Annotated in this window: 15 protein-coding genes; 8 read left to right on the plus strand and 7 right to left on the minus strand. The window is 60.9% G+C overall.

Features of this window, described 5'->3' with window-relative positions; genetic code table 11:
• Positions 1–20 precede the first annotated feature (20 nt).
• On the minus strand, positions 21–689 hold the full coding sequence (gene elbB, locus HU742_RS00480) for an isoprenoid biosynthesis glyoxalase ElbB (protein WP_186612767.1): 669 nt from the start codon (positions 687–689) through the stop codon (positions 21–23).
• Between the two features lie 122 nt (positions 690–811).
• Here elbB and HU742_RS00485 point away from each other — a divergent pair, with 122 nt between their 5' ends.
• Positions 812–2,047: a sterol desaturase family protein gene (locus HU742_RS00485; protein ID WP_186643414.1), complete on the plus strand. Its 1,236-nt coding sequence runs from the start codon at positions 812–814 to the stop codon at positions 2,045–2,047.
• On the opposite strand, the gene HU742_RS00490 is transcribed toward HU742_RS00485, so the two are convergent.
• A complete protein-coding gene (locus HU742_RS00490) occupies positions 2,028–2,651 on the minus strand; it encodes a DedA family protein (protein WP_186633830.1) in 624 nt (207 codons plus the stop codon). The genes HU742_RS00485 and HU742_RS00490 overlap by 20 nt on opposite strands.
• Before the next feature lie 204 nt (positions 2,652–2,855).
• Between HU742_RS00490 and hemB the strand changes: the two genes are divergently transcribed.
• Together hemB and ppk1 are read left to right on the plus strand one after the other, a co-directional pair.
• Positions 2,856–3,869 carry a porphobilinogen synthase gene (hemB, locus tag HU742_RS00495; protein ID WP_186643415.1) on the plus strand — a complete coding sequence of 338 codons (1,014 nt, stop codon included), beginning with the start codon at positions 2,856–2,858 and terminating at the stop codon, positions 3,867–3,869.
• Positions 3,870–3,886: 17 nt separating this feature from the next.
• A complete protein-coding gene (gene ppk1, locus HU742_RS00500; protein WP_186633836.1) occupies positions 3,887–6,103 on the plus strand; it encodes a polyphosphate kinase 1 in 2,217 nt (738 codons plus the stop codon).
• A gap of 225 nt (positions 6,104–6,328) precedes the next feature.
• Here ppk1 and ppx read toward each other — a convergent pair whose 3' ends face one another.
• From ppx to HU742_RS00525, 5 genes are all read right to left on the minus strand, one after another.
• Complete coding sequence (ppx, locus tag HU742_RS00505) at positions 6,329–7,831, minus strand: exopolyphosphatase (protein ID WP_186643416.1); 1,503 nt, start codon at positions 7,829–7,831, stop codon at positions 6,329–6,331.
• Positions 7,832–8,014: 183 nt separating this feature from the next.
• Positions 8,015–8,749: an amino acid ABC transporter ATP-binding protein gene (locus HU742_RS00510; RefSeq protein ID WP_030138144.1), complete on the minus strand. Its 735-nt coding sequence runs from the start codon at positions 8,747–8,749 to the stop codon at positions 8,015–8,017.
• Positions 8,736–9,386, minus strand: coding sequence for an amino acid ABC transporter permease (locus HU742_RS00515; protein ID WP_186633843.1), 651 nt, complete (start codon positions 9,384–9,386; stop codon positions 8,736–8,738). Before HU742_RS00515 ends, HU742_RS00510 begins: the two co-directional genes overlap by 14 nt.
• Entirely contained in the window at positions 9,383–10,051 is a 669-nt protein-coding gene (locus tag HU742_RS00520; protein ID WP_186633846.1) for an amino acid ABC transporter permease, read from the minus strand. The genes HU742_RS00515 and HU742_RS00520 overlap by 4 nt, the downstream gene beginning before the upstream one ends.
• 21 nt (positions 10,052–10,072) lie before the next feature.
• Positions 10,073–10,858, minus strand: a complete 786-nt coding sequence (locus HU742_RS00525; RefSeq protein WP_186633849.1) for a transporter substrate-binding domain-containing protein — start codon at positions 10,856–10,858, stop codon at positions 10,073–10,075.
• Between the two features lie 253 nt (positions 10,859–11,111).
• Between HU742_RS00525 and HU742_RS00530 the strand changes: the two genes are divergently transcribed.
• From HU742_RS00530 to HU742_RS00550, 5 genes are all read left to right on the plus strand, one after another.
• Entirely contained in the window at positions 11,112–11,819 is a 708-nt protein-coding gene (locus tag HU742_RS00530) for a FadR/GntR family transcriptional regulator (protein ID WP_186643417.1), read from the plus strand.
• A gap of 121 nt (positions 11,820–11,940) precedes the next feature.
• On the plus strand, positions 11,941–12,270 hold the full coding sequence (gene trxA, locus HU742_RS00535) for a thioredoxin TrxA (RefSeq protein WP_003206727.1): 330 nt from the start codon (positions 11,941–11,943) through the stop codon (positions 12,268–12,270).
• A gap of 241 nt (positions 12,271–12,511) precedes the next feature.
• Positions 12,512–13,771: a transcription termination factor Rho gene (gene rho / locus HU742_RS00540; RefSeq protein WP_017845130.1), complete on the plus strand. Its 1,260-nt coding sequence runs from the start codon at positions 12,512–12,514 to the stop codon at positions 13,769–13,771.
• Between the two features lie 120 nt (positions 13,772–13,891).
• Positions 13,892–15,358 (plus strand): 4-hydroxy-3-polyprenylbenzoate decarboxylase, encoded by a 1,467-nt coding sequence (ubiD, locus tag HU742_RS00545; protein ID WP_186612786.1) that lies wholly within the window; start codon positions 13,892–13,894, stop codon positions 15,356–15,358.
• Complete coding sequence (locus HU742_RS00550; RefSeq protein ID WP_186633854.1) at positions 15,358–16,326, plus strand: CDP-6-deoxy-delta-3,4-glucoseen reductase; 969 nt, start codon at positions 15,358–15,360, stop codon at positions 16,324–16,326. Before ubiD ends, HU742_RS00550 begins: the two co-directional genes overlap by 1 nt.
• Positions 16,327–16,522: the final 196 nt, after the last annotated feature.

Consider the following 16,522-nt stretch of genomic DNA (forward strand, 5'->3'; position numbering starts at 1 on the left):
CCCCACCGGGTCGGATGGTGTCAGGCGTCGTTTTCGTGCGTCAGTTCCAACACCCGGTCCACCAGCTTGTTGATGCCTGAAGCAGCTTCGCTGATGTTCTGCGCCAACATGTAGGCGGGCGTGCTGACCAGTTTGCGCGCGGTGTCTTCAACGATGTCGGTGACCAGGCATTCCTCGTGCGTTCCGCCCATCTTAGTCACGGCCGCGGCTGTGTCGGCATCCGTGCCGATGGTGCAGGTTACTCCCGGGCCATAGATCTTTGCCGCCAGGGCGGGTGAAATGCAGATCAGCCCCACCGGCTTCCCGGCCTCGGCAAAGGCCTCGGTCAGTGCCAGGACTTCTGGCTGGACGCTGCATCCAGCGCCTTCGACGGCGAAATTGGACAGGTTCTTTGCCGAGCCAAAGCCGCCGGGCACGATCAGCGCATCAAAATCCTCGACCCTGGCTTCGCGCAGGTCTTTCACGTTGCCCCGGGCGATACGCGCCGACTCCACCAAGACGTTGCGGCTCTCGGGCATCTCTTCGCCGGTCAGGTGATTGATCACATGCAGTTGGGCAATGTTGGGGGCGAAGCACTGGACCTGCGCGCCACGCTGGTCGAGGCGCAGCAGGGTAATCACGCTTTCGTGGATCTCGGCGCCGTCATACACGCCACAGCCGGAAAGGATCACTGCTACTTTTTTGCTCATGGGCTTTTCTCCAGATTCATGGCGTTAAATGTCCACTAATTTGTCACTCGTTGCCATAGGTGGATCTGGCAGCTACACCTAATCTGCCACTCTCTCCTTGCTGTGCATGCCCGGGTCGCATCATGAATTTCATCCTGTATGCCGTGCCGTTTTTCTTCGTGTTGATCGCCGTCGAGTGGCTGGCCGACCGCTGGCGTGGCATGAGTCACTATCGCGTAGCGGATGCCATCAACAGCCTCAGCACCGGTGTGCTGTCGACTACCACGGGCTTGCTGGCCAAAGGCCTGGGACTGGTGACCTACGCCTTTGCCTTGGAGCACCTGGCGATCCTTGAGTTGCCGCCCGATCAGGCCTGGGCCTGGGTTTTCGCCTTTGTGTTCTACGACTTTTGCTATTACTGGCTGCATCGCCTGGGCCACGAGCGCAACGTTCTCTGGGCGGCTCATTCGGTGCACCACCAGAGCGAGGACTACAACCTCTCCACCGCATTGCGCCAGACCAGCACCGGTTTTTTGCTGAGCTGGATTTTCTACCTGCCGCTGGCGGTGCTGGGCGTGCCGCTGACGGTGTTCGTCAGCGTCGCCGCGCTGAACCTGCTGTACCAGTTCTGGGTTCACACCCAGCACATTCCCAAGCTCGGCTGGCTGGAGTGGTGCTTTGTCACGCCGTCCAATCATCGTGCCCACCATGCACAGAACCCTCTCTACATGGATCGCAACTACGGCGGTGTGTTCATTATTTGGGACCGTCTGTTCGGTACCTTTCAGGAAGAAGACGATCGCGAGCCGGTGATTTTTGGCGTGACCACGCCGCTGGCGAGCTGGAACCCTCTATGGGCAAACCTGCAGTTCTATGCGCAGTTATGGGCCGATGCCCGTCGCGCCGAACGCTGGTGGGACAAGCTGCGGATCTGGTTCATGCCCACCGGCTGGCGGCCAGCGGACGTGGCGGCCAGGTACCCGCTGAACAAGCCCGACCTGAGCCAGTTCCGCAAATTCGACGTGCCTTTGGACGGGCGTCAGCAGTGGTACGTAGCGCTGCAGTTTTGCGTCTATATTGCCCTGGGCAGTTACTTGATGAACCTGGAAAACAGCCTGCCGGCCAGCGCCCTGGTGCTGGGTTGGGGCGCGGTGGCGTTCGGTCTGTTCGTGTTGGGCGTGGCCCTGGAGAATCGCCCGTGGGCACTGAAGCTGGAGCTGCTGCGGTTGGCTTTGGCCCTGCCACTGGTGTGGCTGGCGCCGCTGGCCGGGTTATGGCCGGCCAGCCCGGTGGCTTGGGTCGGGCTGCTTAGCTATAGCCTGGTGAGTGGCATCGGGCTGTACTGCTGCCGCAGCCGGTTTACTCGATTGGCGTCGTAGGTTCGCCGGCCTTGGCTTGTTCGAGGCGCTCGGCCTCAAGGACTTTCTTGGCCAATCGCGCATTCTTGATGCGCCGACGCAGCCACAAGCCCAAGCCCAGCAACAACAAGGCACCCAAAACCCACAGCTCGTATTTCTTGATGCTGCCCAGCATGCCTTCGAGCACCGCGCCGAAGTGATAGGCAGCGGCGGCCAGCGCTGTCGCCCAGATTGCCGCGCCGATGCCGTTAAGCAGCAGGTAGCGGCCCGGCGGATAGCCCGATAGGCCGATCGCAACCGGCATCACCGTGCGCAAACCATAGACGAAGCGAAAGCTCAGGACCCAGATGTCCGGATGCTTGCGGATGTGCTCCAGCGCGCGATCACCCATCAGTTGCCAGCGCGGCTTGCGTGCCAACAACTTGCGCCCATGCTTGCGGCCCAGGAAATACCACAGCTGATCGCCCGCGTAGCTTCCGCAAAACGCCACGACCACTACAAGGTTGATGTCCATGTAGCCACGGAACGCCAGGAAACCTGCGAGCACAAGGATGGTTTCGCCTTCGAAGAACGTCCCGATAAAAAGGGCAAAGTAGCCGAAGTCATGCAGAAATTGTTGGAGCATCGTCTGGGTGCTGGCGAAATGAACGCGCAGCCTAACCCTTCGGACACATTCAGGAAAGTATCGAAATGTGTCTCGACGTGAACATTTCCTACAGAAGACAATGCCTGCGACTACCGGTCGCGCTTTAGCACAACTGTCATACGTTCGTCATAATGTGCGCCTATAACTGTCACGCTCGCCCGTTTGCGGGCTCAGGAGTCTGCCGTGAGCTTTACCCCCGCCAATCGTCTGTTCCCCGCCACCCGGCTGCGTCGCAACCGTCGTGATGAGTTCTCTCGTCGGCTGGTGCGTGAAAACGTGCTGACTACCGATGACCTGATCCTGCCGGTATTTGTGCTCGACGGGGAGAATCGTCGCGAAGCGGTGGCCTCGATGCCCGGCGTCGAACGCCTGACGATCGACCTGCTGCTCGAAGCGGCGGCCGAGTGGGTCGAGCTGGGTATCCCGGCGCTGGCGCTGTTCCCGGTCACGCCGCCGGGCCTCAAGTCGCTGGACGCCGCCGAAGCCTGGAATCCGGACGGTATTGCCCAGCGCGCGACCCGTGCCCTGCGCGAGCGCTTCCCGGAACTGGGCGTGATCACCGACGTGGCGCTGGACCCGTTCACCACCCACGGACAGGACGGCATCCTCGACGAAGAAGGCTACGTGCAGAACGACATCACCGTCGATGCACTGGCCAGGCAGGCGCTGTCCCACGCCGAGGCCGGTGCTCAGGTGGTGGCGCCGTCGGACATGATGGACGGGCGCATCCAGGCGATCCGCGAGGCCCTGGAAGTCGCAGGCCACGTCAACGTGCGCATCATGGCCTACTCGGCCAAGTACGCCAGTGCCTATTACGGCCCGTTCCGCGACGCGGTGGGCTCGGCCCTGAACCTGGGCAAGGCCAACAAGGCCTCTTATCAGATGGACCCGGCCAATGCCCATGAAGCCCTGCACGAAGTGGCCGCTGACTTGTCAGAAGGGGCAGACATGGTCATGGTCAAGCCTGGCATGCCTTACCTCGACATTCTTTGCCGGGTCAAAGAAGAATTCAAAGTGCCGACCTTTGTTTATCAGGTCAGCGGCGAGTACGCCATGCACATGGCGGCGATCCAGAACGGCTGGTTGAGCGAAGGGGTGATTCTCGAATCCCTGACCGCTTTCAAACGCGCCGGTGCTGATGGCATCCTGACTTACTTTGCCGTGCGCGCCGCCCAATTGTTACGAGAGCAGAAATAGCCTCCCAGGAACTTGCGATGAATACCGAAGGACTCTCTGAAGTTGCCGTAAAAGACGCTCAACCCGTGGTCGAGCAGATCGCCGAGACCCCGCCGGAGCTGGAGCCCGCTCCCCCGGCCGTCACCGAGCCGGCCCCGGCCCCGGCGATTGCCATCCCGAACCTGGATGACAGCAGCCTGTACATCCATCGCGAGCTGTCGCAACTGCAATTCAACATCCGCGTGCTGGAACAGGCGCTGGATGAGTCCTATCCGTTGCTGGAGCGGCTGAAGTTCCTGCTGATTTTTTCCAGCAACCTGGACGAGTTCTTCGAAATCCGCGTCGCCGGCCTGAAGAAGCAGATCACCTTCGCCCGTGAACAGGCCGGCGCCGACGGCCTGCAACCGCACCAGGCCTTGGCGCGCATCAGCGAACTGGTCCACGGTCACGTGGACCGGCAGTACGCGATTCTCAATGACATCCTGTTGCCGGAGCTGGAAAAGCATCAGGTGCGCTTCATCCGTCGCCGCAACTGGAATACCAAGATCAAGACTTGGGTGCGCCGTTATTTCCGCGACGAGATCGCGCCGATCATCACCCCGATCGGTCTCGACCCGACGCACCCGTTCCCGTTGCTGGTCAACAAGAGCCTGAACTTCATCGTCGAGCTGGAAGGCATCGACGCCTTCGGTCGCGATTCCGGCCTGGCGATCATTCCAGCGCCGCGCCTGCTGCCGCGCATCATCCGCGTGCCGGAAGACGTCGGCGGCCCAGGCGACAATTATGTGTTCCTGTCGTCAATGATCCATGCCCATGCCGATGACCTGTTCCAAGGCATGAAGGTCAAGGGTTGCTATCAGTTCCGCCTGACCCGAAACGCCGACCTGTCGGTGGACACCGAGGACGTCGAAGACCTGGCCCGCGCCCTGCGCGGCGAGCTGTTCTCCCGTCGCTACGGCGATGCGGTGCGCCTGGAAGTGGCCGACACCTGCCCGAAACACCTGTCCGACTATCTGCTCAAGCAGTTCAACCTGCATGAAACCGAGCTGTACCAGGTCAACGGCCCGGTCAACCTGACCCGACTCTTCAGCATCACCGGCCTGGACAGCCATCCGGAACTGCAATACCTGCCGTTCACGCCGCAGATCCCGAAACTGCTGCAGAACAGCGAAAACATTTTCAGCGTGATCAGCAAGCAGGACATTCTGCTGCTGCACCCTTTCGAGTCGTTCACGCCCGTGGTCGACTTGCTGCGCCAGGCCGCCAAGGATCCCCATGTATTGGCGGTGCGCCAGACGCTGTATCGCAGCGGCGCCAATTCGGAAATCGTCGATGCCCTGGTGGACGCGGCGCGAAACGGCAAGGAAGTCACGGCGGTGATCGAATTGCGGGCGCGCTTCGACGAGGAATCCAATCTGCAGCTGGCCAGCCGTCTGCAAGCGGCCGGTGCGGTGGTGATCTATGGCGTGGTCGGCTACAAGACCCATGCCAAGATGATGCTCATCCTGCGCCGTGAAGCCGGTGAAATCGTGCGTTACGCCCACTTGGGCACCGGCAACTACCACGCCGCCAACGCCCGCCTGTACACCGACTACAGCCTGCTGACCTCCGACGATGCCTTGTGCGAAGACGTCGGCAAGTTGTTCAGCCAGTTGATTGGCATGGGCAAGACCTTGCGTATGAAGAAGCTGCTGCACGCACCGTTCACCCTGAAAAAAGGCATGCTCGACATGATCGCCCGGGAGACGCAGTTCGCCCTGGAGGGCAAGCCGGCGCACATCATCGCCAAGTTCAATTCGCTGACCGATCCGAAGATCATCCGTGCGTTGTACAAGGCCAGCCAGTCGGGCGTGCGTATCGATTTGGTGGTGCGCGGCATGTGCTGCCTGCGACCGGGCATCCCAGGGGTTTCCCACAACATCCACGTGCGCTCGATCATCGGGCGATTCCTGGAGCATACGCGGGTGTTCTACTTCCTCAACGGCGGCGAGGAGCAGATGTTCCTCTCAAGCGCTGACTGGATGGAGCGCAACCTCGACAAGCGTGTCGAGACCTGCTTCCCGGTGGAAGGCAAGAAGCTGATCCTGCGGGTCAAGAAAGAGTTGGAAAGCTACCTCACCGACAATACCCACAGCTGGAGCCTGCAGTCGGATGGCCGCTACATCCGCAACACGCCGACCGGCAACCAGAACCCGCGCAGCGCCCAGGCGACCTTGCTGGATCGCCTGAGCAGCCCGGTGTTGGCGGTTCGTTAAACGCTCGGAGACGCGCTTGGCTTTTGTGGCGAGGGAGCTTGCTGTGGCGAGGGGATTTATCCCCGCTGGGCTGCGCAGCAGCCCCTGAGAGGTTGGGCTCAGTGGATCTGATGCACCGCGCTGCCAGGTTTTAGGGCTGCTTCGCAGCCCAGCGGGGCGGTGCGACGTTTCGCTAAATCCCCTCGCCACAATGGATTGCAGCTAAGCCACGATTCCAGCGAGCAATCAGTGAATGTTCAGCCCAATCCCAACCCGGGTCAGCCATTCCGCTTCCTGGGCGAAGTCGGCCTGGGTCAGTTGGTTCTCTTCCAGCCAGCCTTCAGGAAACAGCACGTCCAGTTCATCGCCATCGGCCCGCAGGACCACCTGAGGCATTTCCTGAGTACCGCGGATGTGGTGGAACAGGATTGCGAAGCGCAGCAACACGCACAGGCGAATCAGCTTGATGCCGTCATCGCCGAACTCGGCAAATTTATCCTTGGGAATATTGCGCCGGTGACCGCGGACCAATAACGCGAGCATTTGCTGGTCTTCCCGGGAGAAACCCGCCAGGTCCGAGTGTTCGATCAGGTACGCGCCGTGTTTGTGGTAGTGATAATGGGCGATATCGAGGCCCACCTCATGGACCTTCGCGGCCCAACCCAGCAACTCGCGCCAGATGCCGTCGTTCAGGTCCCAGTCCTGGGCCACCTGGTCGAAGGCGTGCAGCGCCTTGCGCTCGACTCGGGCTGCCTGTTCCTGATCGACGTGATAACGCTCCATGAGCGAGCCCAAGGTGCGCTCGCGGACGTCTTCGTGATGATGGCGGCCCAGTAGGTCATACAGCACGCCTTCACGCAGGGCGCCTTCGCAGTGGTCCATGCGTTGCAGTTCGAGGGCATCGAAAATCGCCTCGAGAATCGCCAGGCCCGCCGGGAAGATCGCCCTGCGGTCGGGCTTGATGCCTTCGAAATCGATTTTGTCCGCATCACCGAGCTTGAACACCTTGCGCTTGAGCCAGGCCAGCCCCTCGGCATTGACCTCGCCGGAACCATGCCCGCCCGCCTTGAGCGCCAGGCCGATGGCGCGGATGGTCCCTGACGAGCCTATGGCTTCATCCCAGGTAAGGCGGTGCAGGGCGTGTTCGATGCTCATGATCTCCAGGCGCGCCGCTGTATAAGCCTGTGCATAGCGGGCCGGGGTGATCTTGCCGTCGCGGAAGTAGCGCTGGGTGTAGCTGACGCAGCCCATCTGCAGGCTTTCGCGCAGCAGCGGCTCGAAGCGCTGGCCGATGATGAACTCGGTACTGCCGCCGCCGATATCCGCCACCAGGCGCTTGCCCGGGGTGTCCGCCAGCGTGTGGGAAACGCCCAGGTAGATCAGGCGGGCTTCTTCACGGCCGGAAATGACTTCAACTGGATGGCCGAGGATTTCCTCGGCGCGACGGATGAACTCGCCACGGTTGCGCGCCTCGCGCAGGGCGTTGGTGCCAACGATCCGCACCGCGCCCAGGGGCATGCCGTTGATCAGTTGGGCGAATCGTTTCAGGCAATCAAGCCCGCGCTGCATCGATTCTTCGCTGAGCTTTCGCTCTTCATCGATGCCGGCGGCCAGCTGGACCTTCTCGCCGAGTCGCTCAAGAATGCGGATTTCCCCGTTCTGGGCCTTGGCGACGACCATGTGAAAGCTGTTGGAACCCAGGTCGATGGCGGCAATCAGGGACAGATTCTTGGCTTGGGATGGCGGCATGGTCAAAAAGTCTCGGTCGATAACCTTGCCATCCTGCCACGATCGACCGCTTACGCCAACGCACCTGATCCAAACCCTTGAGCCAGAGCAGTGCTGGCGTGGCCTCCCAGTGGCGAGGGAGCTTGCTCCCGCTGGGCTGCGCAGCAGCCCCAAAACCCATTCAGTCCGCGCTTGGCCTCGAGATCAGGCAGGCTCGACCGTTCCGATAAAGTTCGCCAGTTCCGCCGTCTGCGGATCGGCGAACAGCACCTTGGGATCGCCCACCTCGTGCACCTTGCCCTGATGCATGAACACCAGTTTGTCGCCGACTTCCCGGGCGAAACGCATTTCGTGGGTGACCATGATCAGCGTCATGCCTTCCTTGGCCAGTTGTCGCACGACGCTGAGGACTTCGTTGACCAGTTCCGGGTCCAGGGCGGAGGTGATTTCGTCACACAACAGCACCTTCGGCGACATCGCCAGGGCGCGGGCAATCGCCACCCGTTGCTGCTGGCCGCCGGACAAGCGGTCCGGGAAGGCATCGAATTTCTCGCCGAGCCCGACCCGTTCCAGCATCTGCCGCGCCAGCTCGGCCGCCTTGGCCTTGGGCACTTTTTGCACAACCTGCGGCGCCAGCATGACGTTTTCGCCGACCGTCAGGTGCGGGAACAGGTTGAACTGCTGGAACACCATCCCGACTTTCTGCCGCAGGCTGCGCAAATCGGCGCGGGCGGCATCGAGGTATTCGCCGTCGACTTCGATCACGCCGTCGTTGATCGATTCCAGCCCATTGAGAGTGCGCAGCAAGGTGGATTTGCCCGAGCCGCTGCGGCCGATGATCGCCACCACCTGGCCTTCCTCGACGCTCAGGTCGATGCCTTTGAGTACGTGATGATCGCCGTAGTATTTATGCAGGGCGGTAATTCTAAGCAGAGGCATGCAGTCTCCTTTCCAGGTAGCGCGCACTGAGGGACAAGGGGTAGCAGAGCAGGAAGTAACCGAGGGCGACCAGGCCATAGACCATGAACGGCTCGAACGTGGCGTTGGCCAACATGCCGCCGGTCTTGGTCAGCTCGGTAAAGCCGATGATCGACGTCACCGCCGTGCCTTTGACCACTTGCACGGAAAAGCCCACGGTCGGCGCCACCGCGATACGCAGGGCTTGAGGCAGGATTACGTAGCGCAACTGCTCCAGTGGGTTGAGGGCCAGGCTCGCGGAGGCTTCCCACTGGCCGTTGGCAATCGAGTCAACACAACCGCGCCAGATCTCAGCCAGGTAGGCGCTGGTAAACAGCGTCAAGGCGATGGCCGCCGCCATCCACGGTGAAATTTCCACCCCGGCCAGCGCCACGCCGAAGAACACCAGGAACAGCTGCATCAACAGCGGTGTGCCTTGGAACAGCTCGATGTAGGTACGAGCGATATTACGGGGCAGGGCGCGCTTGGAGATGCGCATCACCATCACCAGCAAGCCGATCACGCCACCGCCGATAAACGCCACCAGCGACAGCGCCAGGGTCCATTGCAGGCCGGTGAGCAGGTTGCGCACCACGTCCCAGAAAGTGAAATCGCTCATTGGTTGCTCCTGGCGATGTAGCGACGCCCGACCCAATTGAGGAACTGGCGGATCAGCAGCGCCATGCACAGGTAGATCAGCGTCGTCAGCGCATAGGTTTCAAAGGCGCGGAAATTGCGCGATTGAATGAAGTTGGCGGCAAAGCTCAACTCTTCGGTGGCGATCTGCGAGCAGACGGCGGAGCCGAGCATCACGATGATGATCTGGCTGCTCAACGCGGGCCAGACCTTGCCCAGCGCCGGCAACAGGACTACGTGGCGAAAGGCTTCGAAGCGGCTCATCGCCAAGGCTGCCGCGGCCTCCAGTTGACCCCGTGGGATGGCCTGGATGCCGGCGCGGATGATCTCGGTGGAATACGCGCCAAGGTTGATTACCATCGCCAACACCGCGGCCTGCCATTCGGAAATCTGCAAGCCCAGGGACGGCAAGCCGAAGAAGATGAAAAACAGTTGAACCAGGAATGGCGTGTTGCGGATCAATTCCACGTACGCGCCGAAGATCGCCGCGAACGGACGGATATTCCAGGCCCGCACCACCGCCCCGACGATGCCCAGGCCGACCCCGAGCAACGCGCCGATGGCCGTCAGCTCCAGGGTGAACAGCGCGCCGCGCAACAGCAGCTCGGTGTTTTGCACCACCGGCAGGAAATCGAACTGATAAGCCATGCTCAGCCTCTCAAGCGACGATCAAAGGTCGGCCGGCAGCGGCTGCTTGAGCCAGGTCTGGGAATTTTTCTCCAGGCTGCCATCGGTCTTGGCGGTGGCGAGGATCTGGTTGACCTTGTCCAACAGCGCCGGCTCGTTCTTGTTCACGCCCACGTACACCGGTGAATCCTTGAGTTTGACTTTCAACGCCGGGACGCGCTTGGGGTTGCGTTCGCTGATCGCGACCATGACCACGTTGCCGCTGGCGATCAGGTCCACCTGACCGGCCAGGTAGGCGGCGATGGTCGAGTTGTTGTCTTCGAAGCGCTTGATGGTGGTGCCTTCGGGGGCGACTTTGCTCAGCTCGATGTCTTCGATGGCGCCACGGGTGACGCTGATGGTCTTGCCCTTGAGGTCATCCAGGCCATTGATTGCGGCATCAGGCGGGCCGAACACAGCCAGGTAGAACGGCGCATAGGCGCTGGAGAAGTCGATGACTTTTTCTCGCTCCGGGTTCTTGCCCAGGCTGGATATCACCAGGTCGACTTTGCCAGTGGTCAGGAACGGAATGCGGTTGGTGCTGTTGACCGGGGTCAGTTCAAGCTTGACCTTGAGTTGGTCGGCCAGCAATTTAGCGGTGTCGATGTCCAGGCCGCGGGGCTTCATGTCCGGCCCTACGGAGCCGAATGGCGGGAAGTCCTGCGGCACCGCGACCTTGAGCGTGCCGCGCTTGACCACGTCCTCCAGGCCATCGGCGTGGGCAGGCAGCTGGGTGAGCATCAGGCTGGCAAACAGGGCAGTGAGCAGAACGCTGCAACGCTGAATCATGGCGAATCTCCGCAATCGGTGATGTGATTTCTGCGTTCGGACAGAGCACAGGCCATGCCAAGCAGCCGTTTGTCCTCCAAAAGCCACGAGTTTGCTGGTGGGGCGCGGTCTTACTGGTCTGAACAGTTGCGCAGGGTTTTGCACCTTTATCGGGCGTTGGTATTGACCGCCGAACCCCGCTGGGGCACGACTTGCCGGGCGCTGTGAATAGCTTTACAACTAGCCGCTCACTGGCCTGGTTCGTCTGAAAAACATGAATTCCATCTCCCGTGCCGTTCCTGAAGTGGCGCTGCAAGCCATTCGCAAATTGATCGCCGACCAAGGCTTCGGTCCGGGGGATTCGCTGCCTTCGCAACGGGACCTGGCGCTGCAGTTGGGCGTGAGTCGAGCGTCGTTGCGCGAGGCGCTTTCGTCGTTGAGTGCGCTGGGGATGATCAGCGTCCAACCGGGCAAAGGGGTGTTCGTGCAATCACCGGCAACGGTGCTCGTCAGTGACTCGGCGCCTGGCTGGCCGTTCGCGTCCCAGGTTTCGCCTGTGGATATCTTCCAACTGCGTTATGCCCTGGAGGGGTTTGCGGCCGGTTTGGCGGCGGTGACGTTGAGCGCCGATGACCTCGATACGCTGGATGACAATCTCCAAGCCATGCGCCGGGAGTTGAAGGCGGGGGACTTCGACGCCGCAGCGCGGCTGGATTTCGACTTTCATCGACAGATCCTCCTGGCCAGTGGCAATCAGGCGATGCTGAGCATTCTTACCGCCAGCGCCGAGATCTTCCTGGAAAGTCAGAAGCTACCGTTCATCAGGGCGGAGCGGGCGATGGAGACCTGGCAGGAGCATCGCAAGATCCTTCGCGCCCTGGCTCGTCGCGCTTCGGGCGCCGCGCAAAAAGCCATGCAGGAACATGTACGTAACGCTGCCCTGCGTACCGGTATTTCTTTCGTTGCGCCTGCCGCTTCGTGAGGCGAGCCATACCTAAAGCCATCAAGCGTCATAGCGAGACTCAATCAACTGCGGCTTCCTGAACCCGGGAAGGGCAGCTATGATGGGCCACGTTTTTTTGCTGATGACCCCGGAGATTTCCATGAGCAGCGATCTGATCAAACACGTTAGCGACGCTAGCTTCGAAGCTGACGTACTCAAGGCCGAAGGCGCGGTACTGGTCGACTATTGGGCTGAGTGGTGCGGTCCTTGCAAAATGATCGCTCCGGTCCTGGACGAGATTGCCGAGACCTACAAAGGCAAGCTGACCGTTGCCAAGCTGAACATCGACGAGAACCAGGAAACCCCGGCCAAGCACGGCGTGCGCGGTATCCCGACGCTGATGCTGTTCAAGAACGGCAACGTCGAGGCCACCAAGGTCGGCGCGCTGTCGAAGTCACAACTGGCTGCTTTCCTCGACGCCAACATCTAAGCGCCGAATGCCACTGGAAAAGCCCCGCAAATCGCGGGGCTTTTTCGTTATCCGGGGCTAGACGCTGGCAAACCCAGGTGGTACATTCGGCCCCGCACTGGTTTCTCCAGTGCCCCCTGCAAGCCGTCGCCGACGCTCTCCTTTCGAATAAGTACGCGATCCTGTCGCCTTCTCCGCGGCGCGGCCTCATTAAGCCAAAAGCTTAATTTCCCCCCTCCATAAATGATTACGTCATTCCTATATGAATCTGACTGAACTCAAGCAAAAGCCGATTACCGAACTGCTCGAATTGGCCGAACAGATGGGCATAGAAAATATGGCCCGTTCGCGCAAGCAGGACGTGATTTTCTCCCTGCTCAAGAAGCACGCGAAAAGCGGCGAGGAAATCTCCGGTGATGGCGTGCTGGAGATTCTCCAGGACGGCTTCGGCTTTCTCCGCTCCGCAGACGCTTCCTACCTTGCCGGCCCAGACGATATCTACGTCTCGCCGAGCCAGATCCGTCGCTTCAACTTGCGCACCGGTGACACCATCGTTGGCAAGATCCGACCTCCGAAGGAAGGCGAGCGTTATTTCGCCCTGCTCAAGGTCGACACGATCAACTTCGACCGTCCGGAAAACGCAAAGAACAAGATTCTCTTCGAGAACCTGACGCCGCTGTTCCCGACCGTGCGCATGAAGATGGAAGCCGGCAACGGTTCCACTGAAGACCTCACCGGTCGTGTCATCGACCTGTGCGCACCCATCGGCAAAGGCCAGCGCGGCCTGATCGTGGCACCGCCGAAAGCGGGCAAGACGATCATGCTGCAGAACATCGCAGCCAACATTGCCCGTAACAACCCTGAAGTTCACCTGATCGTGCTGCTGATCGACGAACGTCCGGAAGAAGTGACCGAGATGCAGCGCACCGTGCGCGGCGAAGTGGTTGCCTCGACCTTCGACGAGCCGCCGACCCGCCACGTGCAGGTAGCTGAGATGGTGATCGAGAAGGCCAAGCGCCTGGTCGAGCACAAGAAGGACGTGGTGATCCTGCTCGACTCCATCACTCGTCTGGCCCGTGCCTACAACACTGTGATCCCGAGCTCCGGCAAAGTGCTGACCGGTGGTGTCGATGCCCATGCCCTGGAGAAACCGAAGCGTTTCTTCGGTGCCGCGCGGAACATCGAAGAAGGCGGCTCGTTGACCATCATCGCCACCGCGCTGGTTGAAACCGGCTCGAAGATGGACGAAGTGATCTACGAGGAGTTCAAGGGTACCGGCAACATGGAACTGCCCCTGGACCGTCGCATCGCCGAGAAACGTGTGTTCCCGGCCATCAACATCAACCGTTCCGGCACCCGTCGCGAAGAATTGCTGACCGCCGATGACGAGTTGCAGCGCATGTGGATCTTGCGCAAGCTGCTGCATCCAATGGATGAGGTGGCAGCCATCGAGTTCTTGATCGACAAGCTGAAGACGACCAAGACCAACGATGAGTTCTTCCTGTCGATGAAACGCAAGTAAGTCGAACAGGCCAGCAAGAGCCGGGGAAACCCGGCTTTTTGCTATCTGTGCATTCACTATTCTGAACGGGCGGCGTTAAACTCGGGGCCCCCGAACGTCACGGTCACCATGAGGCTTTGCATGCAGTATCGCGACTTGCGCGACTTTATCAGCGGTCTGGAACAGCGCGGCGAGCTCAAGCGCATCCAGGTGCCCGTGTCCCCTGTGCTGGAAATGACCGAGGTCTGCGACCGCACCTTGCGCGCAAAAGGCCCGGCGCTGCTGTTCGAGAACCCGACCGGCTACGACATTCCAGTATTGGGCAACCTGTTTGGCACGCCGGAGCGCGTGGCCCTGGGCATGGGCGCCGAGGCGGTCAGCGAATTGCGCGAAATCGGCAAGCTGTTGGCATTCCTCAAGGAACCCGAGCCGCCGAAGGGGCTGAAGGACGCCTGGTCGAAGCTGCCGATTTTCCGCAAGATCATTTCCATGGCGCCGAAAGTCGTCAAGGACGCAATCTGCCAGGAAGTGGTAATCGAAGGCGACGATGTCGACCTGGCCATGCTTCCGGTGCAGACCTGCTGGCCGGGCGACGTCGGGCCGCTGATCACCTGGGGCCTGACCGTCACCAAGGGGCCAAACAAGGACCGCCAGAATCTCGGTATCTACCGTCAGCAAGTGATTGGCCGCAACAAGGTCATCATGCGTTGGCTGAGTCACCGCGGTGGTGCGCTGGATTACCGCGAATGGTGCGAAAAGCACCCCGGCCAGCCCTTCCCGGTATCGGTGGCCCTGGGTGCAGACCCGGCGACCATTCTTGGCGCCGTCACGCCCGTGCCCGACAGCCTCTCCGAATATGCATTCGCCGGCCTGCTGCGGGGCAATCGCACCGAACTGGTGAAATGCCGTGGCAACGATCTGCAAGTACCGGCCACGGCCGAGATCATTCTCGAGGGCGTGATCCACCCGGGCGAAATGGCTGACGAAGGTCCTTACGGCGATCACACCGGCTATTACAACGAAGTCGACAGCTTCCCGGTGTTCACCGTCGAGCGCATCACCCACCGGATCAAGCCGATTTATCACAGCACCTACACGGGTCGTCCACCCGATGAGCCGGCGATCCTCGGCCTGGCGCTGAACGAAGTGTTCGTGCCGATCCTGCAGAAGCAATTCCCGGAGATCACCGATTTCTACCTGCCACCGGAAGGCTGCTCGTATCGCATGGCCGTGGTGACCATGAAGAAGTCGTATCCAGGGCATGCCAAGCGAGTCATGTTGGGCGTTTGGTCGTTTTTACGACAATTCATGTATACCAAGTTCGTTATTGTCACTGACGACGATATCAACGCACGAGACTGGAACGATGTGATCTGGGCCATCACCACGCGCATGGACCCCAAGCGCGACACGGTAATGATCGAGAACACACCGATCGATTATCTCGACTTCGCCTCGCCGGTGTCCGGCCTGGGGTCGAAGATGGGGCTCGATGCCACGCATAAATGGCCCGGTGAGACCACGCGTGAATGGGGCCGGGTTATCGTCAAGGATGAAGCCGTTACCCAACGGATCGATGCCATCTGGAATCAGTTAGGAATAGATTGATGCGTGTAACGTTGCAGCCTTCCGGCGCGGTGCTGGAGATACAGCCGGCCGAGCGGATTCTCGATGGCGCCCGGCGCCTGGGCTACGAATGCCCGCAAAGCTGCCGCAATGGCAACTGTCACGTGTGTGGCGCGTTGCTGGTGGAGGGCCGCGTGGAGCAGGCCGGAGAGGTGCGTGATCACGGTGAGATCTTTACGTGCATCGCCGAGCCCCTGGAGGATTGCGTGCTGCTATGGGATGGCGTGCTGGCGCCGGGTGAGTTGCCGGTACGCAGCCTGGCATGCCAGGTTACCGAGTGCGCCGAAGTGGGCGGCGATGTCTGGCGGGTACGCCTGCGTGCGCCAGCGGGCAAGCCGCCGCGCTACCACGCGGGGCAGTATTTGATGATTGAGCGGGAGAACGGTGAGAAGTCAGCGTTCTCCCTGGCTTCTGCACCGCATTCGGGGCGCGACCTGCAATTGCATGTATTGGTGCGCGAAAGCAGTGCGCAGAGCCTTTTGGACCAGCTGCAGCGCAACCCCAACGTGCGCATCGAGATGCCTTTTGGTGACACGCATCTGTCCGAGCTGCCGGATGGCCCGCTGGTCTTGATCGCTGCCGGGACCGGCATGGCGCAGATGCACAGCCTGATCGAGCACTGCCGCGCGCAGGGGTTCAAGCACCCGGTGCATCTGTATTGGGGTGTGCGGCGTCCGGAAGATTTCTATGAGATCGAGCATTGGGACGAATGGAAGTCGCTGCCCAATCTGTACCTGCACAAAGTCGTCAGCGATTTGTGCGGCTGGGAAGGGCGCTGCGGCATGCTCCACGAAGCCGTCTGCGAGGATATCGCTGATCTTTCGGGGGTCTATGTCTACGCCAGCGGTTCGCCGGCGATGATCTACGCCACGCTCGATGCGCTCGTGGGCGCTGGAATGGACGCTCATCAGATGCGTGCCGATGTGTTTGCGTATGCGCCGCGGGCTTGAACCGCGTTCATCAACCTGGGTTCAATGAGCTTTTTGTGGCGAGGGGATTTATCCCCGCTGGGCTGTGAAGCAGCCCCAAACCAGGCACCTCAGTCTGCCAGGAAGATTGAGTTCACTGTATTAGGGTTGCTGCGCAGCCCAGCGGGGATAAATCCCCTCGCCACAGGAATGGGTACTACCTTCCCGTCGATATAAC

This window comes from Pseudomonas marvdashtae (assembly GCF_014268655.2).
Taxonomy (GTDB): Bacteria; Pseudomonadota; Gammaproteobacteria; order Pseudomonadales; family Pseudomonadaceae; genus Aquipseudomonas; species Aquipseudomonas marvdashtae.